Source organism: Companilactobacillus kimchii DSM 13961 = JCM 10707, assembly GCF_001435445.1.
Taxonomy (GTDB): Bacteria; Bacillota; Bacilli; order Lactobacillales; family Lactobacillaceae; genus Companilactobacillus; species Companilactobacillus kimchii.
The window spans coordinates 245,927-270,300 of record NZ_AZDH01000014.1 but is presented as its reverse complement, the minus strand read 5'-3'; the positions used below and the strand labels follow the sequence as shown (position 1 = coordinate 270,300).

Annotated in this window: 23 protein-coding genes and 1 other annotated feature; of the genes, 7 read left to right on the top strand and 16 right to left on the bottom strand. The window is 34.3% G+C overall.

The features are described 5' to 3' along the window. Window position 1: 1 nt before the first annotated feature. Together FC97_RS06810 and FC97_RS06805 are read left to right on the top strand one after the other, a co-directional pair. Window positions 2–1,510: a PTS transporter subunit EIIC gene (locus FC97_RS06810; protein ID WP_054642370.1), complete on the top strand. Its 1,509-nt coding sequence runs from the start codon at window positions 2–4 to the stop codon at window positions 1,508–1,510. An 11-nt stretch (window positions 1,511–1,521) separates the two neighbouring features. Further along, a complete protein-coding gene (locus FC97_RS06805; RefSeq protein WP_056967969.1) occupies window positions 1,522–2,019 on the top strand; it encodes a PTS sugar transporter subunit IIA in 498 nt (165 codons plus the stop codon). A 37-nt stretch (window positions 2,020–2,056) separates the two neighbouring features. Here the strand turns inward: FC97_RS06805 and FC97_RS06800 are convergent, their stop codons facing one another. The 13 genes from FC97_RS06800 to FC97_RS06745 form a co-directional block, all read right to left on the bottom strand. Further along, window positions 2,057–2,731, bottom strand: a complete 675-nt coding sequence (locus FC97_RS06800) for a TVP38/TMEM64 family protein (RefSeq protein WP_054642371.1) — start codon at window positions 2,729–2,731, stop codon at window positions 2,057–2,059. A gap of 122 nt (window positions 2,732–2,853) precedes the next feature. Beyond that, window positions 2,854–3,306 (bottom strand): PTS sugar transporter subunit IIA, encoded by a 453-nt coding sequence (locus tag FC97_RS06795; protein WP_054642372.1) that lies wholly within the window; start codon window positions 3,304–3,306, stop codon window positions 2,854–2,856. A 136-nt stretch (window positions 3,307–3,442) separates the two neighbouring features. Continuing rightward, window positions 3,443–4,093, bottom strand: a complete 651-nt coding sequence (locus FC97_RS06790; protein WP_054642373.1) for an HAD hydrolase-like protein — start codon at window positions 4,091–4,093, stop codon at window positions 3,443–3,445. Window positions 4,094–4,104: 11 nt separating this feature from the next. Beyond that, on the bottom strand, window positions 4,105–5,280 hold the full coding sequence (locus FC97_RS06785; protein ID WP_054642374.1) for an MFS transporter: 1,176 nt from the start codon (window positions 5,278–5,280) through the stop codon (window positions 4,105–4,107). 102 nt (window positions 5,281–5,382) lie between these two features. Beyond that, window positions 5,383–7,365 (bottom strand): leucine-rich repeat domain-containing protein, encoded by a 1,983-nt coding sequence (locus FC97_RS06780; RefSeq protein WP_056967967.1) that lies wholly within the window; start codon window positions 7,363–7,365, stop codon window positions 5,383–5,385. A gap of 102 nt (window positions 7,366–7,467) precedes the next feature. Continuing rightward, complete coding sequence (locus tag FC97_RS06775) at window positions 7,468–9,348, bottom strand: hypothetical protein (protein WP_054642377.1); 1,881 nt, start codon at window positions 9,346–9,348, stop codon at window positions 7,468–7,470. A gap of 21 nt (window positions 9,349–9,369) precedes the next feature. Beyond that, window positions 9,370–11,208 carry a hypothetical protein gene (locus FC97_RS06770; protein ID WP_054642378.1) on the bottom strand — a complete coding sequence of 613 codons (1,839 nt, stop codon included), beginning with the start codon at window positions 11,206–11,208 and terminating at the stop codon, window positions 9,370–9,372. Between the two features lie 9 nt (window positions 11,209–11,217). Further along, window positions 11,218–12,987 carry a glycosyltransferase family 2 protein gene (locus FC97_RS06765; protein WP_225868692.1) on the bottom strand — a complete coding sequence of 590 codons (1,770 nt, stop codon included), beginning with the start codon at window positions 12,985–12,987 and terminating at the stop codon, window positions 11,218–11,220. Window positions 12,988–13,195: 208 nt separating this feature from the next. Further along, window positions 13,196–13,777 (bottom strand): GtrA family protein, encoded by a 582-nt coding sequence (locus FC97_RS13685; protein WP_225868693.1) that lies wholly within the window; start codon window positions 13,775–13,777, stop codon window positions 13,196–13,198. 134 nt (window positions 13,778–13,911) lie between these two features. Continuing rightward, complete coding sequence (locus tag FC97_RS13680) at window positions 13,912–14,268, bottom strand: glycosyltransferase (protein ID WP_225868694.1); 357 nt, start codon at window positions 14,266–14,268, stop codon at window positions 13,912–13,914. A 161-nt stretch (window positions 14,269–14,429) separates the two neighbouring features. Continuing rightward, window positions 14,430–15,494, bottom strand: coding sequence for a glycosyl hydrolase family 28-related protein (locus FC97_RS06755; RefSeq protein ID WP_082397492.1), 1,065 nt, complete (start codon window positions 15,492–15,494; stop codon window positions 14,430–14,432). A 221-nt stretch (window positions 15,495–15,715) separates the two neighbouring features. After that, window positions 15,716–16,267, bottom strand: a complete 552-nt coding sequence (locus tag FC97_RS06750; RefSeq protein WP_054642381.1) for a TetR/AcrR family transcriptional regulator — start codon at window positions 16,265–16,267, stop codon at window positions 15,716–15,718. A 9-nt stretch (window positions 16,268–16,276) separates the two neighbouring features. Next, complete coding sequence (locus FC97_RS06745) at window positions 16,277–16,750, bottom strand: nucleoside 2-deoxyribosyltransferase (protein WP_054642382.1); 474 nt, start codon at window positions 16,748–16,750, stop codon at window positions 16,277–16,279. Window positions 16,751–17,162: 412 nt separating this feature from the next. Here FC97_RS06745 and FC97_RS06740 point away from each other — a divergent pair, with 412 nt between their 5' ends. After that, window positions 17,163–18,116 (top strand): ADP-ribosylglycohydrolase family protein, encoded by a 954-nt coding sequence (locus FC97_RS06740; RefSeq protein ID WP_056967965.1) that lies wholly within the window; start codon window positions 17,163–17,165, stop codon window positions 18,114–18,116. Window positions 18,117–18,554: 438 nt separating this feature from the next. Here the strand turns inward: FC97_RS06740 and FC97_RS06735 are convergent, their stop codons facing one another. From FC97_RS06735 to FC97_RS06725, 3 genes are read right to left on the bottom strand one after another with little or no spacing between them, the layout of a single operon-like run. Further along, window positions 18,555–19,406 carry a transporter substrate-binding domain-containing protein gene (locus FC97_RS06735; RefSeq protein WP_054642384.1) on the bottom strand — a complete coding sequence of 284 codons (852 nt, stop codon included), beginning with the start codon at window positions 19,404–19,406 and terminating at the stop codon, window positions 18,555–18,557. Between the two features lie 16 nt (window positions 19,407–19,422). After that, on the bottom strand, window positions 19,423–20,061 hold the full coding sequence (locus FC97_RS06730; RefSeq protein ID WP_054642385.1) for an amino acid ABC transporter ATP-binding protein: 639 nt from the start codon (window positions 20,059–20,061) through the stop codon (window positions 19,423–19,425). A 10-nt stretch (window positions 20,062–20,071) separates the two neighbouring features. Next, complete coding sequence (locus tag FC97_RS06725; RefSeq protein ID WP_054642386.1) at window positions 20,072–20,725, bottom strand: amino acid ABC transporter permease; 654 nt, start codon at window positions 20,723–20,725, stop codon at window positions 20,072–20,074. Between the two features lie 177 nt (window positions 20,726–20,902). Beyond that, window positions 20,903–21,124: a binding site (T-box leader), on the bottom strand. 468 nt (window positions 21,125–21,592) lie between these two features. On the opposite strand from FC97_RS06725, the gene FC97_RS06720 reads away from it, so the two are divergent. The 4 genes from FC97_RS06720 to FC97_RS06705 are packed head-to-tail and all read left to right on the top strand — an operon-like array spanning window position 21,593 to window position 24,345. Further along, the gene (locus tag FC97_RS06720; protein WP_054642387.1) at window positions 21,593–21,907 is read left to right on the top strand and encodes a PadR family transcriptional regulator; all 315 of its coding nucleotides are present in this window, start codon (window positions 21,593–21,595) and stop codon (window positions 21,905–21,907) included. Then, window positions 21,900–22,562, top strand: coding sequence for a DUF1700 domain-containing protein (locus tag FC97_RS06715; protein WP_054642388.1), 663 nt, complete (start codon window positions 21,900–21,902; stop codon window positions 22,560–22,562). The genes FC97_RS06720 and FC97_RS06715 overlap by 8 nt, the downstream gene beginning before the upstream one ends. Then, a complete protein-coding gene (locus FC97_RS06710) occupies window positions 22,555–23,487 on the top strand; it encodes a DUF4097 family beta strand repeat-containing protein (protein ID WP_056967963.1) in 933 nt (310 codons plus the stop codon). The genes FC97_RS06715 and FC97_RS06710 overlap by 8 nt, the downstream gene beginning before the upstream one ends. A 57-nt stretch (window positions 23,488–23,544) precedes the next feature. Beyond that, on the top strand, window positions 23,545–24,345 hold the full coding sequence (locus FC97_RS06705; protein WP_054642391.1) for a DUF975 family protein: 801 nt from the start codon (window positions 23,545–23,547) through the stop codon (window positions 24,343–24,345). Window positions 24,346–24,374 lie beyond the last annotated feature (29 nt).

Sequence of the window (24,374 nt, the reverse complement as noted above, 5' to 3'; positions counted from 1 at the left end):
AATGTTTAAAAAATTCTCACAGTTAGGAAGAGCTTTCATGCTACCGATAGCTATTTTACCGGCAGCCGGTCTTCTGTTAGGTTTAGGTGGTGCGTTGACTAACGACGCTGCTGTTAAGGCATATCCATTCTTATCAATGCCTTGGTTGCAAACAATTCTAAAGATTATGAATTTTGCTGGTAGCGCCGTCTTCAATAATATTGCATTAATATTTGCTATTGGTATTGCGGTGGGACTGGCGAATGGTGATAAGGGAACTGCTGGTTTGGCTGCAGGTGTTTCTTTCTTAGTTTATACAGCTACGATAGCTGGATTTATTCAAATGTTTTCCCCAAAAGGAACAACAATTGACACTGGTGTAGTTGGCTCAATTGTGATTGGTGGTATGGTTGCTTATCTTCACAACCGATATCGTAAAATTGAATTGCCACAATTTTTAGGCTTTTTCGGTGGTTCAAGATTTATTCCTATTATTACTTCTTTTACAGCAATTTTTATTGGAGCATTATTCTTTATGATTTGGCCACCGGTACAAGGTTGGCTAGTAATAGTAGGTCACAATATTGCCAAAATGGGTAGTATTGGTACTTTCTTCTATGGCTTCTTACTACGTTTATTAGGTGCCGTTGGTTTACATCATACAATTTATCCACTATTTTGGTACACATCACTTGGTGGTACTGCAACTGTTGCTGGGCATACTGTGGTTGGTGCTCAAAATATTTTCTTCGCACAGTTAGCAGATGCTAATCATGTTGGTTTATTTACATATGGAACACGTTTCTTTGCTGGGAGATTTGCCACGATGATGTTTGGTCTGCCAGCAGCAGCCCTAGCTATGTATCATTGTTTACCAAAGAAAAATAGAAAAAAGGATGGTGGACTTTACCTAAGTGGTGGGTTGACATCGTTTCTAACAGGTATTACTGAGCCACTTGAATATACTTTCTTGTTTGTTGCTCCATGGCTATATGTGATTCACGCTTTTCTTGATGGTTTATCATTCTATTTTGCAGATATTCTTAATATTAGAATTGGTAATTCTTTCTCAGGTGGACTAATTGATTATTTATTGTTTGGCGTTTTACAAGGTAAAGATAAAACAAATTGGCCTACTGTACTTTGGTTCGGATTAATTTGGGCTGTCGTATATTACGTGGTATTTAGATTCTGTATTACAAAATTCCATGTAGCAATTCCGGGTATGGAAAACGATGATACATCACCATCAACGGACAAATCGTCAGCCGATAAAAATTCCAATCTACATGATCAATCTCAACAAATTATTGGTGCATTAGGTGGAGCTGAAAATATTCAAAGCGTTGAGGCTTGTGCTACAAGATTACGTATTGCCGTTGCCGATAATACAAAGGTTGATAAAAAGGTGTTAAAAGATTTGGGAGCTACAGCCGTATTAGATGTCAGTGGAGGCTTGCAAGCCGTCTATGGTGGAAAAGCAGATTTATACAGTCAAGAAATTAACGGTATTTTAGGAACTGATGAATAGAGGTAGATTAAATGGGATTATTTGGATTAGGAAAGAAAAAAATTACTGAAACAATTTATGCTCCAGCAAGTGGTAAGTTACAGACTTTAGAAAATGTTAAAGATCCAGTATTTGCACAAAAATTAATGGGGGATGGGTTTGGCATTGTACCAACTCAAGGAGAGGTTTATTCCCCAGTAGAAGGAACAATTACTTCAGTTTTTAAAACTAAACATGCTTTAGGATTAAAAACCTCGAACGGTCTAGAAGTTATGGTCCATATGGGATTGGATACAGTTGAACTTGAGGGAAAACCTTTTGAAATTTTAGTTGAAGAAGGAGACAAAGTTAAAGTTCAGACGCCAATTGCTAAGATGGATTTAGAGCAAGTGAGACTTGCCAAAAAGGATACCGTTATTTTGACCATCATAACTAATACTGCGGACAAGATTGATAGTAGTAGTCTGTCAGTGGAAAATAATGCTGACTTAAAAAATGGATCGAAGGTAATGGAAGCAAAACTTAAGTAAATAAAAAGTCGACCAAATGGTCGGCTTTTTTAGTTGTCTAAATATTTTGTTTAATTCTTTGATCTCGACGAATGAAGTCATACAAAGCAAACATCAGAATGACTAATAAAATAGCTACTATAGTAACTTTGATATTACCAAATATCAATTCATCACCACCAAAGGCATATAAGAATGATACTGGTAAAGAACCTAAGAATATGCAAATAAGTTTATTACGCCAAGACAATTTCATTTCAATTGCAGCGTAGTTGACTAATAGGGTTGGCAACATTGGTACAGCGTAACCGATACTTAACCCTAATCTGGGATGATGCATATTCTTGAGTTTATCGGCTAATGGTCTAAAACGACTTGAACGGACTTTGTGAGGAAAGGCACCTAGAATGTTTATCGCTAGCATGTTTCCAATGACGGCACCAGTTACGTTAACCCCGAAACCAAGCCAACGACCAAAACACACGCCAGAAAGAATTGCCACCGCAGCAATAGGAACTCCAGGGATGGCTGAACCAATGGCAATCACGGCGATGAACAAAATAGCATTATGTCGACCTTGATGCCTTAAAAGCTCAATTAAATTTTCACGATCGAAAGTATAGCTAAAGAAGTTCTGAATAATGTCGCTATATTGGTACCAAATCATAGTAGAAAAAATAATTATCCCCAAAATACCTAGGGTAATAAGAATTACCTTATGATAAAGTTTCATGGCTGTCCCCCTCAAATGGACTTACTGTCTACTATTATTAAGCAAAATTCTCAATCTGACTATAGAAAAGTTTCGAAGTATTTATTTTTGCAGCAAAAAAGCCGACTATTAGTCGACTTCATTTATTCTGTAAATGATTGATTGAATTTATTTAATTCAGAATCGTTGAATCTAATATCATCCAATTTATCAGCATTCTCATTAACTTTATTAGCAATGTGTTCTTTTAGTTGATCGGCATCTTCTTGACCAGCACCGTCAGGCAATACACCAACGATCATGTAGTCAACAGGAATTCTATCATTGCCCCAAGCAACAGGATTTTTGAAAGTTAAAGTCATTGAATGTGCCTTGTGCTTCTTATCGCTAGTTACAAACATATAAACGACACGGTCATTTAGAATAGTTGGCTCTTGAGCGGCGCTAGCAAATAAACTACTTTGCACAGTTTGAGCGTCCAATCCGAATTCGTCGGCAGTCTTTTCGGCAGCTAGTTTCAAAGCACTCAATTGGTTGTTGTCCTTTAATTCGACGTTAGCAGTAGTATGATTTTTTCTAAAAATTTTGAATAGCATAATATTGTATCTCCTCTGTCATTATTTAACGAAGGAGCTTCGACATGTCTTACTCTCTTTACAATTATTATGTTACTTTATCGAACCCGTTTCATATCAAGGGAAAAGCTCGATTTTTTAAAAAAAAGTTTTATAGCTACATTGCTCGAATTTCAGAAGGTACCTCAGTTGGATCTTCTAAGATTGATTCGGCGCCTGCATCACGCAATTCAGCGTAATCTCCGAATCCATAGGTGATACCTAAAGTGTGGACATGGTTGGCAATGCCACCTTGAATATCGGTTGAACGATCACCGATAATAACAGATTCGTCGGCCTCGGCTTTGGCATTTTCAAGTGCATATTTAAGAATGTCAGCTTTACTTGAGCGTGTAACTTCATCTTCTGAAGCACCATAAAGTCCGGTAAAATATTGATCTAATTTGAGGTAAGTAATTAATTTCTTAATAAGTGATTCAGTTTTGGCGGATGAGATATAAAGTTGATAGCCATCGTCTTTCAAAGCTGATAAGACATCTTCAATTTGTGGATAAAGAGTCAATTGGTAAAGACCGTCGGTTTTGTAATATTCGTCATAGGCAGCAATGGCTTCAGAATAACGTTCTTTAGGAAGATCAGGATAGTATTTGCCAAAACTTTCAGTGATAGCAGGACCAATAAATTTTTGATAAGTATCAGCCCCCAAGTCAGTGATATTCAATTTTTGAGCCATGTATTGAAGTGCTTTAATAGTTCCAACTTTAGTATCGGCAATTGTACCGTCGAAATCGAAAAAGATATATTTCATTTTAAAAATCCTCATTCTTTAATAGGTTTGTGACGCATAATAAAAATTCCTGATAGTGTTAGTAAAACTGATAGTGAAATTAAAATAATGATAATTAAATTCCATGATTGAGTGCTACTTTGTAGAAAACCAAAGAGCGTTGGACCAATTGCAGCCAACAAGTAACCAGCTGATTGAGCCATACCAGATACTTCGGCAGTCTGAATTGGATTAGTAGTTTTTTCAGTGAAGAAGACCACAGCCATATTAAAAGCCAAGCCTGATCCAAATCCAGTTACCACAGTTACGATAGTCAAAAAGACAAGACTGCTAGTAGAAATCAAGTATCCCAATGGAGCAATCGCGTAACCAATAAATAGCATTGTTAAAAGTTTTTTCAATCCACCTTTTCTAACCGAAAGAAAGGGAACAATGAATGAACAGGGCAAACCACTCAATTGTAATAACGTAAGCAGATTACTGGCAGTGATACTAGCAATACCGTTACTTTCGAGAATTGAAGGCAACCAAGTGATGAAAGAATAATAAACGATTGATTGTAATCCGAAGAAAGCAGTGATTAACCAACCTAAGGATTGATTCCAAACACTTCGATAAACTTTGGATTGTGTTTGTCGAGCGTTGTCTTTTTGGTTGTTCTTGAGATTAGGTAACCAAAAGATAGTTGCGATGATTCCCATAATTGAAAGTAGAGCTAGAGTTATTTGGAGACTTGTTTTAGTGATTAGAATTCCTGACAAAGCCGTCCCAATAGCACCAATCAATAACATTGAAAGAGTATATAAACTGGTTCCTAAAGGAATTTCATTAGGCATGTGATCCTTGATGATAGCAGGAACTAGGACGTTCCCGCTGTCAATACCGATGCCAACTAAAAATGTACCAAACATTAAAGCTGCAATTGTTGGGATGATTCGTAAATAACTTCCAATTATTAATAGTAGGAAGAAGGCAAAGATTGTTAGCTCATTCCCCAATTTTTTAGCAACTTTGACAATGATAGGAGAGAGTAAAGCAAAGGTAATCAATGGAATTGAAGTAATCAAACCAGCTGTAGATTTGGGCAATCCTAATTGACCTTCAATTGTTTTAATCAGTGGAGGGATAATCATAATTGGCAAACGTAGATTGGCAGCAATTAACATCATACTCAATAGAAAATATTTTTTGGATTTGGTAGTTTGCATCTGAACTTCCCCCTCAAAGATGAACACAATATTACTATTTTAGAACAGAAAAAGAATTGTGCCAACTAAGACACAATTCCTTTATTTTGGTAAAACCAATTATTAATAATAATAAGCAAGTAGGGCAGTTAAATTATTATAAGTTGCAGACTTCATACTTGGAATATCTCCTAAGCATCCAGAAAAGTCACCATAGCCAGAAGGTACTTGCGAGTCGTTCAGATCTTGAATAGAATCGTTGTACATTTCTTTATCACCTATGGTAGAAGCAATCATTGCTGTTATAGCATAAGTTGAAGCGGCAGAGTTTTTTTCAACGGGGGTTCCATCAGTGTAATAGTTGTTATAGAGTGTTCGGTTATGAACATGTTCTTTTATCCAACTAATACTTGCGGGTTTAGCCTTGTTTATTTGTGCTAAATGTAATACAACTAGCAGGCTATCTATTGAATTAACCTCACCTTTTGCCTCTGGCAAAGTAGAGTAATTTCCCGCTTTATATCCGTTCATATCTCCGTAATAATAATAAGTTTGATACCATGGAAAGTTATCCCCTAAATAACCATTTTGTAATATTTTTAATTGATCATCATAATCCTTCTGACTTAGACCTGCTTCCCCGTATACGTATTTCAATTCCTGCATGTCCAAATAACATAATCTGATGGCAGGTTCTTTAGTATTATCGTCAAAAAAGGTACCATCAATCATCTTGCCATTAAGAAGGGAATATTTTTTAAACCCAGTTATTAATTCTTTTATTTCATTTGCCCTAGAAGTTGATGGTGATTTTGCTTGCATAAGGGTTAATGCTCTTATAATACGCAAATCATCTAATGATGCGTTACCTTGCTTCTTTTGTTTTGTTCTAGTATTGTACATCCAATTAAATGATCCATCTCCATTAGAAAAGGTCTTTTTAACTTGAGCGTAATAGCTATCAAAAGCGTTGGCATCTCCACGCATTGCTAGGGTTTCAAGATAAAGGCCAGCTGACTCAGTAATTTCATTGAACATGTCTGGATCCGTATCGGGATCATTTTTTTGAGTTTCTGTCATATAACCTGAATAGATACCAGTATCGGTCATCATTGTGTTCCTTATGTAGTTATTGAGTGCAGAAACGTTTTTGGTAACGACGTTGCTATTACCTGTGCTTAAAGGAGTAATGCTAGCAACAGATGAGGCTTTAATGGGGGACATTGGATCAGTAATTACTGAATCTGATTCAGGAACCTTGAAATCGAGTGTGTCCCAAGTTGAATAAGATGATCCATTGTCAGTAGCGTTAACAGTAAACTGAATTTGAATTGATGTTGATGGAGTGATTTTGTTTAAATTTAGTTCAATTTCATTTTTATTAGTATTAACAATGGGTGATAGGTTTTCGGAACTAGAATACTTTATCTCAACGGTTGGATTAACTTTCTTGAAGGAACCATCAGATTGTTTGAATCCTTCAAAAAGTTTATCAAATGGAATTACGGCTGTTTTTTTATCGGCACCATATACTAGTGAATCATCCGAAAGGGTGAATGTTCCCCCAATACTTTTGTTATTGAACCCATAGTTAATGTCTGTATATGTTGAGGTTGTATTGTTAAAAGATACTTTATTTGATAGAACCCATGAAGGACTAGTGCTACTTAATGCATAATTACCTATATTTAGAGAGTAGAGGTTGTCATTGCCGGGAATTTTGTCAGGCAACGTTTTAATTGAATTTCCGGAGAAATCAGCCTGGATTAGCCCGGTGGCATATTGAAGACCAGTTAAATCAGTGATGTCTTTTGAATTAACATTCAAATAACGAATGTCCTTTAACATATCAGGTGTGATTTGATTAATTGATGTAGTATCATAGCCGCCATTCACATTGACTGATTGGCCTAAATCGTGCAAAGCATTATAAATTGTTTTTTGCAAATTCTTATCTGGCATCCAAGAATCAATAGATTCATTAGATACTGTATTTGTATCACTAGCACGAACTGTTAATTCCTCATTATTAACAAAGTTTGTATTAGATCCTAAAATGGTCGCAATTGCTAATGTAGCCCCTATTGTATTTAGTATTTTACTCAATGAAAATCCCTCCATAAATATATTCTTATATTTTAAATTCAATACTCCATCCGCCCATTAAAATTGTTGATTAAGATATGATTGTATCAGCGTGTGCTGATATTAGTTTAATATTTTATTATTAGTAGTTTGATTTGTAGTTCTTTTAATTTTACTCAATCGATTGGAATAGATACGAAAGAATCCAGTTTTAATGTTTTGATGATATATATTTTTAATTGCATGTGAAAAAGCTTTATCATACTTTGGAATGACTACATAATCGTATTTTTTAAGATTATTATTAAACTTTTTTTTGTTTTTACTAAAAATTGCCTGACCGGTTGCGTTATTAGTGAAGAAATAATAATTAGCCAAATAACCTGCATAATAAGTGGTTACTTCAACTTTTTGAGGATCTACGATTAGAATTTTTGTGTCATTTTGTTTAGTCCATGGTTTTGCAACCCTAGTTAGGGTGACCGGTAAAGAATGGCGATTATAGTTATTAGTAAAGGTTGTACCATTTATTTCTGAATACATCATAATAATGGCAAAAAACATAACCAAAAAGGTTGCTAACTGATAACCATTCTTAGACCAAATAGATTTAAAATTTCTGGGACTTCTTTTAGAAAAGTCTTGTTCATAATAGGTTTCATCAATAATATAAACTAGACAAATCATACCAATAAATAGATTTAAGACTACTACTGTCGACATATAACGTTCAAAACCATCGAGAGTGATAGCTTCTGCAAAAGGCATCGACAGGAGATACATTCCCAGCAAACTAAAGTAATAAAGAAATGTTATTAAATCTAACCATCCAAGCAGTTTCAAAAGTTTATTCGGACGGTGACAAAGATATTTAATGATTGCCCAAGAGATGATTAAACCGATATTTAATAATAGAAATCCTTGAGTCGAAAGTGATCCAATATTGAAGATTTGGTGTATGAATGCCTGCCCAATACTAACAAAACCTTTAGTACCATCGTGAACTAATTGGCTATGATATGCGCTAGCATTAATCTCATGTTTTGAGGCCGTAAATGTTGAATGCACATGTAATTCCCACCAGATAAAGGGAACTGCCCCGAGAAGTAGAGTTCCGAGGAATTGGCCACTAATTAGGGATGTACGTTTTAACCAACTGTTAGGATGAAGTTGCTTTATTAGGATATATAAGTAATAAACAGCAATAATTACGACGAAGAAAGCGGCTGAATTTTTGATTAGCAGCAATGTTCCAATAAATAAGGCTACGTGTGCTGCTAACATTTTGGGACGTTTTCTGTAAACAAAAATACCTGTGAGTGCCGCTACGGTAATGATTGCCAATACATAATCCACCAATAAATTGTTTAAACGAATATTGATGTTGAAAACATATGAGATAGCAATAGTTAAACAAAGCAACATTGAATTCAAACCACGAGAACGATCTCGTAAGGTTGAAAAAATGGTATAACTGGCAGCCCAGATTAGAATAAATTGTGCTACTAGCATGGTTCCTTCATGAAAACCTGTGAAAGTTACGAATTGAGTTATAAATAAGGCAGTTGCAGGTGGATATGAGGTGAAAGAAATGATTGTATCACTTGCTCCAGGCAAGTGACCTGTGTAGTACAGAAATTTTACAATTGTGGCCCAATGTGAATAGTTATCATAATGAATTAGAGGACTATTCAATAAAACTAATGCCATAACCGTACCGAGAAATATCATCCAGATGTCAAACAGGTGTAAACCTTCATGATGGATACTAACTTTACCCAGATATCCTAAAACCAAACGACCAACTAATAGAAGAAAGCCTAATGAAGTGGTTAACCAAATTCCAATACGTAATATGTTCATCATGGCAAAGACGTATAAAAACATGATTTGTACTAAAATACTGGTAATCCATGTAAAATATGGATTTACATGTAATAATCGAAGCGTACTGCTGTACCCAATTAAGGATAATCCAAAGAAAATTAATCCAATTATTGCCAAATTGATTCCTACCTTCGTTGTTTAATGAATTCGTATTAATCCATTTTTTGTAACTTTAAATAATCCTGTTACAACATGCTGATGAAAAGTCTTTTTTGTTAGAGTCGTGAATGTTTGATGTGATTCAGGAATTGCTACGTATTGATATTGTTCGACAGCTTGCTTGAATTGTTGAGGCGTCATCATAAAGTTTTCTTGTCCAACAGCTTTGTCAGTAAAGTAATAATAGCGACCAACATATCCGGCGTAATAATCGTTCACATCAACTACTTCAGGATCAACGATTAGTACCTTACGATGATTTAAATGGTTCCATGGTTTGGAGATTCGCTTCATCTGTAGAGGCAAAGTATTATGATTCATTTCATTAGTGAACTTGGTTCCAGTTATTTCAGAGTACATCATAGTAATTGCAAAGAATGCGATAACCAAAGTAGTGATTTGATATATGTTTTTAGTTAAAGCAGATTTGAATGATTGGGTGTTACGCTTTTGAAAGTTTTGTTCGAATTGTTGATGATCAATGACCCGAACAAGACAAATTGCTGCGATAAATAGGTTAAGTATAACGGTACTAGCCATATAACGCTCAAAGCCATCTAGCAAGATAGCCTCTGCATAGGGCATTGATAAAATATACATGCCAAATAAACTAATATAATAAACAATAAAAACTATATCTAATAATATTGCCATTCCTAAAAGATTGTTGTGTTGGTGTTGATAGAACTTAACAAACATCCAAGTAATAATTAAGACAATGTTTATTAATAAAATTCCTTTTGTTGAAAGTGAGTTAAAGCTAGTAATTTGTTCAATAAACTTATGTGCAATTTTCAATAGGGCTCGATGGCTTTCACCGTTGAGCTGTTTGGAATAAGCCTGTGTACTAATTTGGTGTTTAGATATTGGGAAAGTCTGTTTAACATGCCAATTCCACCATAGAAATGGAGCAATTCCAATACCTATAGAAATAATAAACTGTAATGGGATAGTGAAAATACGTTGCCACTGCCATTTATTATTTGTTATTAGGGTATATAGGAAATACACGACAATCATAATTACGAAGAATGTGGCGGAATTTTTTACAAGTAATAGAGCAGCAGTAAAAAGGCTGACGTGGGTACATAATAAAATTGGCTTTTTTCGATAGATAAAGACACCCACTAGTGCTGCAATAGTGATTATTGGTAATACATAATCTACTAATAAGTTATTCAGACGAATGGCTACATTAAAGACGAATGAAATAGCCAATGTAAAACATAAAATAAAACTAGTAAGAGCTCTTGAACGATCTCGTAAACCTGCAAAAATTGAATAGGCAGCACCCCAAATCAAAATAAATTGTGCTACCAACATTGCTCCATCACTGAAACCAACCCAATGTACAAACTGGGTTATAAAGAGTGCTGTAGCCGGTGGATATGATGTGAATGAAATTAATTTATCCGCTGCACCAGGTAAATGTCCAGTAAAAGTCATAAATTTAACCATGACTGCCCAATGTGAGAAGTTATCATAATGAACAAGTGGACTGTTCCAAAGGACGTTACCAGTCGCAATTCCAAGTCCAATCATCCAAAAATCAAACAGATGAATTCCCTCAAATTTTAATTGAGATTTCTTGGCAATACTTAGTATGAACCACAGTATTGCTAGAAAGATTCCCAAATAAGTGACCAATTGGATCCCTATATTTAAATGTCCCGTCATAGCAAATCCGTATAATAATAAAATTTGAACAAGCATTGAAGTGATCCAAGCCAAATATGGGCTAACTCCTAGTCGACGAACGGTACTGTTATATCCAAGTAAACCAAGAGCATATAAAATAAAGCCAATCCATGTTGACATATTTTCCTCCTAAAATCGATTAAAGCGACTGCTTATCTTGCGTTCAATTGCTCGAGCTCTAACGACTAGGTTCATGTATAATTCATCGAAAGGCGTTACCCAAGTATCCTGAACACTTGGTAAAGTTTTATTTGATCCATCATAAATTATTTGTAAATAGTGATCCCTATTTTCATCTGAAGGGACTTGAACTTGTGCACTATAAATTGGTTGATTGTTTCGGTTACTTATTCGAGCAATTTTTCCAGCTAAATGGATACTGAAATTGCGATGTTGAAGAATGATTCTAATATTATCTTCTTGTTGAATTTCACTGTTATCTTTTTGGGTTATTTTAAAAGCAATACCACCTTCAGAAACATCTTCTGTCATTATTGGATAATATTTACCATTTTTTAGTTGAATTTTACCGGATACTTTGCGAATGAAACGTTCACTTTTACGGTAAACAGGTCTACCTAAGGATATAAATAAACACATACTCAAATTAATAAAATGCATTAATAACCAAAAAGTGATAACACTACCAACTAATATTTCTGAGCCGTATTTACCATAATTGAATTTGATTATCGCAATAAAAGTAATACCCCATAGGATCAAGTAAGGTAGTATATATAATTTATCCTTTAAGGAGTAAGTTACATTTTTTGAAGTTACCTTGAATTTCTTTGCTTTGATACCAATACTTTCGAGAATAACTGGAATAAATAGATAAGGAGCAAAGAATGTTTCTTGAACTTCTCCCCAACGTTCATTTCTAATCTTGGCATTATCTTTAATTCCAGATGTATCACCCATAACGTAATGTAAAAGAAAGTAACCCGGGGCCCAAATAACCATAAGAATCCAAAAGTTGGCATTAACGACTTGAATTTTAAATAAAGCATACAAAATAGGGGCAATCATATAAATCATTCGACGGAAGAAAGCCCACCAATAAAAATAGGTGTTAAGTAAAATTATACGATTGATCATTGTGAGGTGTGGATTAGTAAAGATATGTAAATTCCGACAGCTCTGTATTACGCCACGTGCCCAGCGAGTTCTTTGTTTAATAACTCCTTTCATATCTATAGGGGTAATACCACTGGATTGAGGAATTTTGGTAGCTAAACTGATGTATCCAGCCATATTTAACATAGTACCAAGTTCAAAATCTTCAGTGATTGTATCTGTTGGAAATCCTCCCACTTCATCAACAGCCTTACGTAAAAAGACAGCATTTGAGCCTGTGAAAAGGGCTCTTTTGTTACCGCCATTTAGAACATTAACATCTCGAGAAAAGAAGTCTTGCTCGTTGGGAATAATTTTTTCAGAGAATAAATTGAATTGGAAAATGTCAGCATTATAGAAACTCTGAGGTGTTTGAACAAAACCTAGAGGATCGGTATGGTCTGGATCGTCTTCCAATTGTTGAAAATTTTCGGTAAATAGTGGAACAGTGTTTCGTAGAAAAGTAGAAAAAGGAATCATATCAGTATCAAAAATAGCGAATAATGGTGAATGAAATTTTTCTAAAGTATTATTGATATTTCCAGATTTAGCATGTTTGTTATTTTCCATGCCGGAATAGTTAATATGGTAGTGTTTTGCCAGTGCTTGAACCTCTGGACGATTACCGTCATCAGAGACTACAATATGAACTTTGCTTTTGTCAGGATAGTCCATGAATGTGGCAGCATTGATAGTTTTTCTTAATAAATCAACACTTTCATTATGGGTTACGATAATAATATCAATGTCAGGTAATGGCTGCGTGGAACTATATTTAGGCATTGTTAAGTTCCATTTTTTCTTCGTGGATAGCATCCTAAAGAAGATCAAGATGAATCCTGTTGAATTGGATAGAATTTCACTTATGACTAAAAGTAGAGCAAAAATTAATGTGAAAAGGTTGGAGTGCCAGGGGATAGTGAAAAAAATTCGCCATACTAAGTAAATAATTGATAGAGCGATTGCTAAAAAATATAAAAAACGACGTTTATTAGACATTATGTGAAACCTCTTTAAAAATAAAATCACGCTGAACTTGGTAACTTATGATGAATAAAATGAAGTCGACAATTACTTTGGCTAAAGTTGGCATTAATTGCCCGTTAGTAACAGGGAATACAGTAGTCAATAGATTGGTAAAGAAACCAGAAGCAAACATTTGCACAACAAATAGACAACCATATTTAAGAAAAGTTTTTTGACCAGCGTGACCAAAAACAACCCGATGGTTTATAGAGTAATTAACAACGGATGAAAGAACACGAGAAACAATGGTTGCAATTAGAATGCTGTTTAAAATGTGATTTCCAATAATAAAAAGTACAAGATAAAATAAACCGATGTCGATGATGAATGAAATAAAACCACTTGTGGCAAATTTTAAAAATCTAGAATAGATTGCTAATGAATCACGAATAATACGAAAATGCGATGAAGAATTTCCATCTATATATATAGTAGGAATTGGTTGTTCAAGAACTTGAATATTGTATTTCTTTGCTTGAAGTAGCATATCAAATTCAAATTCAAAACGGTCTCCAGGAAAATTGATGAGTTCAACGATGTAGTCCATTGGAATCACTCTCAGTCCTGTTTGAGTATCTGAGATATTTTGTCGAGTTACTAATTTTACAAGATGACTGGTTATTATATTGCCAAACTGACTTCTAAATGGAATCTTATTGGTAAAATGACGAACTCCAATTACTAGACTATTGGATTTAAAACAAATTTAGCAATACAGGAATTCAATGCTGAAACTGTATGTTGACCGTCAGAGTCCATAGTTGCAATCCCATCTAAGTATGAAAAATGGTCATATATATACTTGAATCCCGTTTTAAGAGCGGCACCTTTTCCTCTGTTCTTGTTATGTTTTAAAATTACTAGATTCTTCATTGAAAATTTGGAGATTATGTTGAAGATATTCTCATGCTTATAATCACTTCCATCATTTACTACTATGATGATTTCCAAGCTTTTTTCGTTATTCAATTTTTGAATTAATTTAATTAATCTTTCATCCGGATTTAGTGCCGGAATAATTACCCCGATATGTATCATGTTTTCCCCTCATTAAAGAGCTAATATAATTTATTCACATAAATTATATTAGCTTATAAAAGGGATTGTATAAAGGAGTCGGGGAATCTTTTTTAATTAATAGCTAGATAATAAAAAAACAAGCCTCAATAATGGCTTGCTTTTCAATTTCTAGTAAATTACTACTCAATATTTGTACCATTTGCATCTTTCCATGCTGATCCATCGTACCAGATTGTTTTATTCAAATTAGTATCATAATATTGATAACCAACATATAAATTGGCAGATGGACGATTTGCTGTTGTTCCTGATTGTCCTACGGTTCCAGGCTTAAGTGACATTTTTGAATTACAACTTGAATTTATCAATTCGACGTGAAGATTCTCATCTCCAACGATACTCGTAGGGCACTCTCCTATTTGACGATACCCTATGATAGTTGGATTCCCTCCGTTTAGAGAAATTCCAATTCCATGTTCGTAGTTATTTCTTGAATAACATGAAACCATAGAATTACCGACACCACCATTGATTTTATAGTCAATTCCGGGATAATCATCATTTCTATGAATTTGATCTTCAGCACCGCAACCAATCAATGCAATGTTGTTACAATTATTGTTTAAATAGAAACCAATTCCACAAACTTCTACCGCACAGGAATTAATCGTAGAATAATTCAATTGAGCAAAATTATAACCTGCTTGTGTACAAGTAATAGCATAGCAATTGTTCATTACAACAGAAGTACCACTATTAGTAAATGAAAATCCATCACCAACTACCCCAACTACTTTTACATTGGTAAATGATGAGGTAATAGGACAATTAATTGTAATAGCATTTCCTACAATTCCGTCCAACGTTACATTTTCAAAGTCAATGCCTTCAGTATTACCGCTGTTCTCGCGATCAAAGGTGATTCCACCACCCCAAGGTGCATTCATTCCCGGTCCTTTAAATGTAATATCTTTAATTGTTACAAAACTAACATCTTTTCCGTATATGTGAGCGGGAATACCGTTTTGTACAATTGAAGTGGCGCCTTGAGCAGCACCTTGTAGTGTTGTATTGCTATAAATAGTTAAAACAGCAGTAATCAAATAAGTTCCCACTGGAAAGAAAACTGTGCCCCCACCATCTGTATGGGCAGCATTTATCGCATTTTGTATAGAAGCAGTATCATCCGTCGTTCCATCACCTTTGGCAGAATAATCATCTTTAACATTGTAACCAAACATCATAAACTCCTCCATTAATATATTTTTCAATCATATACAAGTGTATAACTATTATTGAATAACAGAGATTGTTAGTGAAAAGATGTATAGATTAGTTTTAGGATAATTCTGCAGACTTAATTTAATTATTCAGAATTAAAAAACACTTGTTCAAAGATTCCAATTTACGATAGGGGTCTTTGAACAAGTGTTATTAAAATATAAGTGACAAATAAATGATTCTTTTATTTTGACCATTTAGCGAAGAAACCTTCAGTAAATTCAATAAATTTATCGTATGAAACATTGAAATCATTATCTTCTAGGTATTCAACTAAACCGATCAGTCCACCGACGATGAAACTGATCATCAACTCGGGTGTATCGGATTCAGTAATCATCTTAATTAAAGGATCATTTTGACTGCCAGGATCTTTACTTTTATTTTTAACAATATCACGTAAAATACTTCTGAATTCGGGATAAAGGTTAGCTTTAGTCTGATATTGTGGGGAAATATGATGCATGAATTTGCTATTCTTTTCCATAAAGTCCGCTATCTGGTAGACAATAGTTTTGGCATTGGAAGTGTTGTTCAATAAATCGTCTAATAAATATGAAAAAACAGCATGCAAAAGGGAGTATTTGTCGTTGAAGTAACGGTAAAAAGTACTGTGGTTGATCAAAGCTTCATCACAGATGTCACCAACGGTAATCTTTTCAAATGGTTTTTTTTGAAGCAGTGAAACCATTGCTGTGATAATCGATTTCTCTGTTCTTTTTGTTACTTGTGACATGTTTCCCTCCTAAAGTACCTTTACATTTTCATATCTAGTCATTAATTTATTAAAGTCGTAATCTTTAATTTCTTTGATACTGTCAGTTCCGTTAAAGAAAGCTGTCAGACTGCCAGCCAGCATTAGGTTAAGAGGTTCGTCCTTAATATTTCTAACTCCGATAACAGGAACATTATTAGCCACTGCATAACCGCATTCCCACATTGTACCAGAATCTGGTTCTAATTCGTTTTCTTCTATCTTATAATCTAACATTGCGACAACAACGTCGGAATTATTAATATTGTTAATATCATGTTTGTAAACGGCAGTTTGCCATTCAAATGAGCCAAACTCGGCTGCTGTATATTCGTCGTCTCCGGGTCTGAATACATCACCAATTGTAGAGTTGGCCTCTAGTAACTTTTGGATTTCGTCTAAACGTTTAATTTGATTTTCACTAAAGAAAGGTCCAGCCAAATATACTCGATTCTTCTTATTCATGGTTAAGTCAGTAGCTCCTTTGTGTTTATATATTAATTATACTTAAATTTTTGCTTAATAAGTGAAAATAATATTGAGATTAGATATTTTTGTGGTTAAAATATAGTTTAATCAAAAAACGAGGAAATTTAAATTATTAATTTTTCAAAAAAGCCTTTTCATAGTGGAGATTAGATGATATAACAAAGACGGCACGGAGGAATGATGCTTATGGATAAAAATGGATTGCGAAAGATTCATGACGATAAGAGAAAAGTCAGTATGCTAGCAGTATTTGGTATTTTTCTGGCGTTTATTTTATTGATCTTTTAGGATTATACGTGCTATAGATGGGATAGGAAACTCTAAAATATAAATGATAACTGGGACTGAATTCATTTTGGTCCCAGTTTTTTTGACTGGAGATGCAGTTATGGAAGCTAATCTAATAAAAAATATTTTATATGCCGGGATTGTGGGTGATGCTTTGGGCGTTCCTGTAGAATTCGAGAAACGTGATACCTATTATGTTGATTCAATGATTTCCGGTGGAACTTGGGAGCAAGCTGCTGGCAGTTGGTCAGATGATACTTCTTTTACTTTACCTTTGATTGAAAGCTTAACTGAAAAAAGTGACTATGAAAAATTAATGCAAAAGTTTGAGAATTATATGTTTCATAACGAATACACACCTAAAGGAATTGCTTTTGGGATTGGCGGTACCTGTGCAAAAGCTGTGCGTAACTGGTCAATCAATCATTATCCAGCTTTGGAGTGCGGCGACCCTAGTGAATATGCGAATGGCAATGGGGCTTTGATGAGATTGGCACCTTTAGCAATTCATTTAAAAACGGAATCCGATTTAGCTAATAGATTGGAATTGACTAAGAATTATACCAGTTTAACTCATCGGCATGCTCGTGCCATTATGGGAAGTTATATCTATTTAGAAATTTTACATGGATTATTGAATGGTAAGAATTTAACTGATATTTTGGCTAAGTTGCCACAGCAATTAAAAGTAGCACTTCAAAATGAACCAGATGAATGGGCAGAATTCGTCTATTATAAGGATATTTTTGCGCCTGGATTTAAGGATATCAATCGAAAGAATATTAAATCAACTGGCTACGACGTTGATACTTTATTAGCTTGTATTTGGTGTGTATTGAATTCTAAATCAATTGATGAAGCAATTTTATTGGCGGTTAATTTAGGGGAAGATACAGATACGATTGCTAGTATCACTGGGACATTGGCTAGCTGTGTATATCAAACAGAAACTGTTAATCCTGAATGGGTGGCACAATTACAGAATAAGGAACTATTGGATAGTATTATTGATCCATTTATAATAGTAGAAACTAAAAAAGCTGGTCAAAAATAAGGTTCTTTCTTAAATTTGGTTGTAGCTAAATACCAACTAATACGGTTGAAGTATACCGTTGTCCGCAATCATGGATCTCGAAGCTCAGTCTTTTACTAACCTTGCTACGCAAGCTAAGTAAAATTGCACCACTGAGGGCCCACAAATTTTTTACTACCGACTGGTTCCTTAGTTCTAGTATTATGGATATTTTAGTACTTTTAATCTACGAATATAGAAATTAAATCAAAAGAACGGCCTCAATTAAGTATTCAAGATATATCTTCTACTTGAATTTCTTAATTGAGGCCGTTTCGTCTTACTAGACTAAATTATTTTACAAAATCAAATATACTTAGCTTCAAGTCATGCCTATAGCGTTCCAACACATTTCCAATTCTTGCGGAAGACGGAAATTTAAGCACATTTACACTTTAACCAAATTAATTGATCAGCTTTTTATTTTTCAGGTTGGATTAAAGAATTATCGGAATTACCAAACCATTTTTTATTTATCTTTTGAAGTTCACCAGTATTAGCAAGGTGTTGTAAACCATTATCAATTTTTCGTTTAAGGGTTTTATCGCCCTTACGCATACCAACAGCAAAATCTTCACCGGTAAATCCGCCACGAGTTACTCGATAAGATGCGGGATCTTTTTCTTTACTAATATAGTAACCAACATAAACACTATCGATTAGTAATCCTTGAATTCGTTTATCGTCTAGATCCATTAGAGCATTGTTAAATGAATCGTAAAGGACGGGAGTTTTGTGCTTGATATAATTTTTTAACTTAGTGGGATGTTCATCTAAAAGACTAGCACCAGAGGAACTGGTTTGAACACCAAGAATTTTATTTTGCATATCTTTAAATGAAGTGATGTTCTCATTAGTTTTTGTAACTAAAACTTGTTGATTGGCCATATATGGACGTGAAAAAGCTAATTGCTTTTTTCTAGCAGGAGTGATGGTGTAACCATTCCAAATTAAGTCAATAGTTTGATTACGAAGTTCAGTTTCCTTCATATTCCAGTCGATTGGTTGAAAATCAGCTTTGATACCATACTGTTTAAAAACAGCTTTGGCTAAATCGATATCGTAACCAACTAATTTCCCATTTTTTTGACGGAATCCCATGGGTACAAATGTATCATCCAAACCAATAATGACACGACCGCGTTTCTTGATATGATTCCAAGTATCGGTAGTATTGGCCTCTTGTGCAACGGATTTTTGATTATCGCTACAACCACTTAATCCCAAGGCAAGTAAGAATAATGCCATGAATATTAATAATTTTTTCTTCATATTTAACCCCCGGAGATTAATCATTGATTGGTTTAACTTCTAGTAATTGATCGGCAATCTTTTTGGCAAAGTCAGGATCATGGGTGATGACGATTTGTGTGATACCAGTCTTTTTCAGGTCCAAAATAACTTGGGCTACAGTATCACGTAAACTAGGATCAAGGGCTGAAGTAGGTTCGTCGTAGCAAAGAATTTGTGGCTGCATTGCCAAGGCCCTAGCGATAGCGACACGTTGTTTTTGACCACCTGATAATTCAAAAGGATATTGGTTCTTCAAAGAAGTGAGGCCTAATTGTTCCAAAAGTTTATCCACATTCTTTTGCACAGTAGTCTTATCTTGTTTCAAAACTAATTTAGGTGCTAGAGATATATTTTCCATAACTGATAAGTGAGGGAAGAGATTGAAGTCTTGAAAAACAACACCAATAACTCGTTCTTTAACTGATTCATCGAAAGGATCAAACGGTTTGTCATTGAGCATAAAAGTTCCAGAATCAACTTTTTCCAAACCGGCAATACAACGTAAAAGGGTTGTTTTACCGGCACCACTAGGACCGACAATGCTGAGAATTGAATTGTCTTTAACTTCAAGGTTTAAATTATCTAAGATGGTTTTACCATCAAAACTTTTAGTAATATTTTCTAACTTCAACATAATTTTTCTCCTAACGGTAATAACTGAAATGTTTTTCTAAGACTTTTAATAACCAAGTGCAGATCAAGGTTAATAGTAAGTAAATGATACCAACTAATACTAATGGTAGAAGCGTTACATCTCTTGAACTAGCGATGTTTCCGGCACGAAGTAGATCGCCTAAACCGATAACGTAGACTAATGATGAATCCTTAACTAAATTGATAACCTCATTACCAATTGATGGCAGCACAATTTTAACTACTTGTGGAATAATAATTTTTCTCAATGTTTGCCAATAATTGAGGCCTAAAACTTTAGCACCTTCAAACTGACCTTTGCTGACAGTGCTGAAACCACCACGAAAGATTTCGGCAAAGTATGCTGTGTAATTGAGAATGAAGGCAAATAAGGCGGCATCGTATCTTTCAAAAACAATATGAGCAAATGGCATATTAGGTAATCCGTAGAAAACAAAAATTAATTGTAGTAACAAAGGTGTTCCACGCATAACCCAGATGTAGAAGGAAACTAACCAACTTAGTGGTTTGAATTTCGAACTACGACCGAGAGAAACTAAAACTCCTAGTGGTAGTGAACAAATCAGTGTCCAAAAGAAAACTTTTAAAGTCATGGCTGTACCGCTTAAAAGCGATGGTAAAATTTCAAAAATATAATTCATCATAATCTCTTTCCCCTTTAACTAAAGACATAAAAAAACGTCCTTCAGCAAATTTGCTAAAGGACGTTTTTAACGTGGTTCCACCTTAATTTGTTAATACCTCACGATATTAACCTCAGGAAGTTATTGTCACTAAATAAGGGTTATCCCAAATAAAAAACCCTCTCGATCCAAAAGGACCAAGAGGGCGAATATTCGCGGTACCACCTCTGATTTCTAATATCTCACGATATTAGACTCATGAAGTTACAATAACTTCAGCTGTAACGGTGCTACCGAAATGACTTACTTGTTTCAGTCATTCAACTTACAGATGTGTTTCACTGAGGATTAGGTTAACTTCGCACCAACGTTAACTCTCTGGACTAATTAACTCAGCTACTCTTCTGTCGTCGTTTTTAGATTTGTTTTGAAATGTTGCAATAATCGTACGACGTAGAAAAAAGATTGTCAAGCTTTTTAGATTAAATATGTCATCCTCCACAATAATTGGGAAAGCATTGGATCCCCAAGATCGGCCTTATTGTAAATGGCAAAGCCATTCCCGATTGTTGTTCCGGATTAGTTAGAGGTTCTATTTCAATTCAGTTTTCTAAATGTTTAAAGTAAAAATAACGGTATTTACTCGAAAAGTTCAAATCTATTTTTATGAGTTAATTGAATTCTTAATAGATATTCTTTCTAATTTCTAAATTAATTGGAATAAAGAATAAAACACGTAATTCAGTTGGTAATAAAATTCTCTGTGGATGGCGGCATGTTATACCGCCCGAAATAGAGAGTTAAATTGACTTATACTATTTTTTATAATAATATTATTAATTGAACGATATTATACAACGTATAGTATGATAGAAATGAGGAGATAATATGGCAATTCAAGTTTCAACTGAGATACTTGAGGGTTCTGTTTTAGCTCTGCTTACAAGTGAAGATTATTATGGGTACGCAATTACTAGGAAAGTTCAAACGGTATTTCCTATTTCTGAATCAACCATGTATCCGATTTTGCGTCGGTTAAAAAAAGAAGGTTGGTTGAGTACTTATGACGAGGCTTACGAAGGTAGAAATCGTCGTTATTATAAAATTACTGATTTAGGTAGAGAGCAACTGGATAGAATCAGAAATAATTGGCAGGAATTAAAGGCAGCAACTGATACTATCTTGGAGGGGAATAATGAATAATAGAGCAATGGATTCGTATATTGATGAATTTAAAATATATTTACATCAATTGAGTGAAGCTGAACAACAAGATGTGATCGAATTTTATCAAGAATATATAATCGATGCTAAATTAAGTACATCGGATGCAATTATTAATGAATTGGGAACACCCAAAAATTTGGCTCGTAAGGTTTTGGCAGACTATTCGATTAAGATGTCTGAGCAAAATTATCAAAATATTGATAATGGTCATATTTCGAATAATGATCGTTTTAAGAGAAATTTAAAGATGATTGGATTAGTTTTATTAGCGTTAATGGCGTCACCAATTGCTTTGCCAATTGCACTTATAGTGATATTAATGTTGGCCTTAGTAGTTGGATTGGCAATATTGTTTGTTTTGATATTCTTATTCTTGGTCGCTGTTTCAGTAGTTAGTGGTATTGGAGCAATATTCATCGGTCTTTCGGTTATTTTTCAGTCATTTTCTGTGGCTATCTTCTACATTGGTGGAGGACTATTAGTTTTAGGAATTGATTTCTTCTTAATTCCCATTATTATTGCTTTGTTGAAGTGGTTCTTTAGTGTAGTTGTCATTTTCTTCCGTTGGTTGGGTAAGAAGTTACTTCACGGTAGAAAGACTCCAATGAAGGGGGAAAAAGAAAATGCGTAAATATTTTGTAACAGGATTTTATTTATTAATAGTCGGTGGCTTATTGTTACTCGGTGGTTTTATTATGGGTGGAAATAAATCGGTTGTTTGGAATCACGGATTTAAAATTATCCAAAAGATTGATGAAACTTATCCGTTGAGTAATTTCAAAAATGTGTACGTCGAAGGTAGAAATACTAATGTTACCTTCCGTTTAGGCGATCGCTATAAGATTCGTATTGATGGTGAAAAGAGCTCAGAGCCTACTTATAAGATTAAAAATAACACCCTAACCGTTACGGGTCAGGAAAGAAAAAATCATGTTGGTGTTGATTTATTAGATGACAATAACGTAACGGTAACTATTCCTATGAATAAATCATTGGACAATGTAAACGTCCGACTTGCTGAAGGAAATATCAAAATAAATGATGTAACGATAAATAATTTTATTAAATCAGCTAAAGATTTGGATTATGATTCTAATGTTTACATGAATGATGCTACGGTCAATAATATTGAAAAAATGAATTTGTATGACGCTAAATTAACAATGAAGAATAGCAAAATTTCAAACGCTAATTTGGTTGCCAGTGCATATTCACAAATTACGGCTACTAATTCAACCATTTTGAAATCTAGTTTTAATTTGGACGAGTCGAAAATGAGTATTAAACAGTCTAATTTGGATACACTGAAATCATTGAATAATCACAGTAAAATTTCTATTTCTAAAACAACTTTGATGAATCATAATGACTTCAGAATGTTTGGCACTGGACATTTTGTTGGTTCAGGACTTAGTGTTGAAGGACTGGATCTGACGAGTGAGCATGGTTATGTTCGATACTTTGATAAGAAATATGGCAACGCCTATCAGAATAAGGTTGATGCTAATAATTTGTTAATGATTAAGACTACTAAGGCACCAATCACGATAAAGTAAATTAGTTTAGTTAATTCATCTTTGTTATAATGGCGTTATCTAATGTGAGGGATATTGATGAATAACGCTAATTACAATCGAATATCTGCTTTTGAGATCAGACGTGAGGCACATCGTGCTTTTAGAAAAGATATTAAAGGAAATATTGCACATAATATCGTTCCGATTTTGTTAAGATTTCTAGCAGTATATTTTGGAATGAAAATTTACACAACTTGGATGGCTAATATAAATGTTAATTTAGCTGATCCAGAGCAGGCTAGTCGTCGCCTGTCAGAGATTTCAATGAGTATGGCAAATGATCCGGGTTCAGCATCGCAATATATGTTGAATCTAACACCACAAAGTAACGTTGCAGTTTATGGTTTCTTTTTCTTTTTTATGATGGTTTGTGCAGGTGTTTCTTATGCTTTGATCGATAAATTGAGAAATCCTGATTATCAAATCAATGCTATTAAAGATAGTTTACAAGCATTTAGTGGCAAATATTTCTTTCCACTACTCTTCATAACGGCGTTATTAGGACTATTTTTGGAAGCTGGTTTCATGCTTTATGTGCTTCCTGGAATTTGGTTCTTGGTAATCTTTTCTCAGTCATTCTTGGTTTTCAAAGATGATCAAGCTGATCAAGGGAAATGGTCGTTACGCATGGCGTTTTCGAGTTTTAGTCGCAGTACTATTGTGATGCGTGGTTATAAGTGGACTTACTTTTCAATCATTTTTGAATTTTTCTTCTGGGAAATTCTTAATGCAATGACACATGAATTGCTATCTGTTTGGTTACAACCATATGAGCAACTGGTTATGGCTGTCTTTTATAAGAAAATTGTCGAAAATAATCAACAGGCACAAAAATAGTAGAAAAAAAGAGAATCGGATGGCCGATT

Coding starts and splice junctions, on each gene's coding strand:
- FC97_RS06730 (WP_054642385.1), bottom strand. CDS start 20,061: ATGTTGAAGTTAGAAAATATTACTAAAAGTTTTGATGGTAAAACCATC.
- FC97_RS06720 (WP_054642387.1), top strand. CDS start 21,593: ATGGCAATTCAAGTTTCAACTGAGATACTTGAGGGTTCTGTTTTAGCT.
- FC97_RS06750 (WP_054642381.1), bottom strand. CDS start 16,267: ATGTCACAAGTAACAAAAAGAACAGAGAAATCGATTATCACAGCAATG.
- FC97_RS06715 (WP_054642388.1), top strand. CDS start 21,900: ATGAATAATAGAGCAATGGATTCGTATATTGATGAATTTAAAATATAT.
- FC97_RS06770 (WP_054642378.1), bottom strand. CDS start 11,208: ATGTCAACATGGATTGGCTTTATTTTATATGCTCTTGGTTTACTTGGA.
- FC97_RS13680 (WP_225868694.1), bottom strand. CDS start 14,268: ATGATACATATCGGGGTAATTATTCCGGCACTAAATCCGGATGAAAGA.
- FC97_RS13685 (WP_225868693.1), bottom strand. CDS start 13,777: ATGGACTACATCGTTGAACTCATCAATTTTCCTGGAGACCGTTTTGAA.
- FC97_RS06705 (WP_054642391.1), top strand. CDS start 23,545: ATGAATAACGCTAATTACAATCGAATATCTGCTTTTGAGATCAGACGT.
- FC97_RS06755 (WP_082397492.1), bottom strand. CDS start 15,494: ATGATGTTTGGTTACAATGTTAAAGATGATTATTCTGCCAAAGGTGAT.
- FC97_RS06740 (WP_056967965.1), top strand. CDS start 17,163: ATGGAAGCTAATCTAATAAAAAATATTTTATATGCCGGGATTGTGGGT.
- FC97_RS06745 (WP_054642382.1), bottom strand. CDS start 16,750: ATGAATAAGAAGAATCGAGTATATTTGGCTGGACCTTTCTTTAGTGAA.
- FC97_RS06710 (WP_056967963.1), top strand. CDS start 22,555: ATGCGTAAATATTTTGTAACAGGATTTTATTTATTAATAGTCGGTGGC.
- FC97_RS06790 (WP_054642373.1), bottom strand. CDS start 4,093: ATGAAATATATCTTTTTCGATTTCGACGGTACAATTGCCGATACTAAA.
- FC97_RS06805 (WP_056967969.1), top strand. CDS start 1,522: ATGGGATTATTTGGATTAGGAAAGAAAAAAATTACTGAAACAATTTAT.
- FC97_RS06765 (WP_225868692.1), bottom strand. CDS start 12,987: ATGCCTAAATATAGTTCCACGCAGCCATTACCTGACATTGATATTATT.
- FC97_RS06785 (WP_054642374.1), bottom strand. CDS start 5,280: ATGCAAACTACCAAATCCAAAAAATATTTTCTATTGAGTATGATGTTA.
- FC97_RS06735 (WP_054642384.1), bottom strand. CDS start 19,406: ATGAAGAAAAAATTATTAATATTCATGGCATTATTCTTACTTGCCTTG.
- FC97_RS06800 (WP_054642371.1), bottom strand. CDS start 2,731: ATGAAACTTTATCATAAGGTAATTCTTATTACCCTAGGTATTTTGGGG.
- FC97_RS06810 (WP_054642370.1), top strand. CDS start 2: ATGTTTAAAAAATTCTCACAGTTAGGAAGAGCTTTCATGCTACCGATA.
- FC97_RS06725 (WP_054642386.1), bottom strand. CDS start 20,725: ATGATGAATTATATTTTTGAAATTTTACCATCGCTTTTAAGCGGTACA.
- FC97_RS06795 (WP_054642372.1), bottom strand. CDS start 3,306: ATGCTATTCAAAATTTTTAGAAAAAATCATACTACTGCTAACGTCGAA.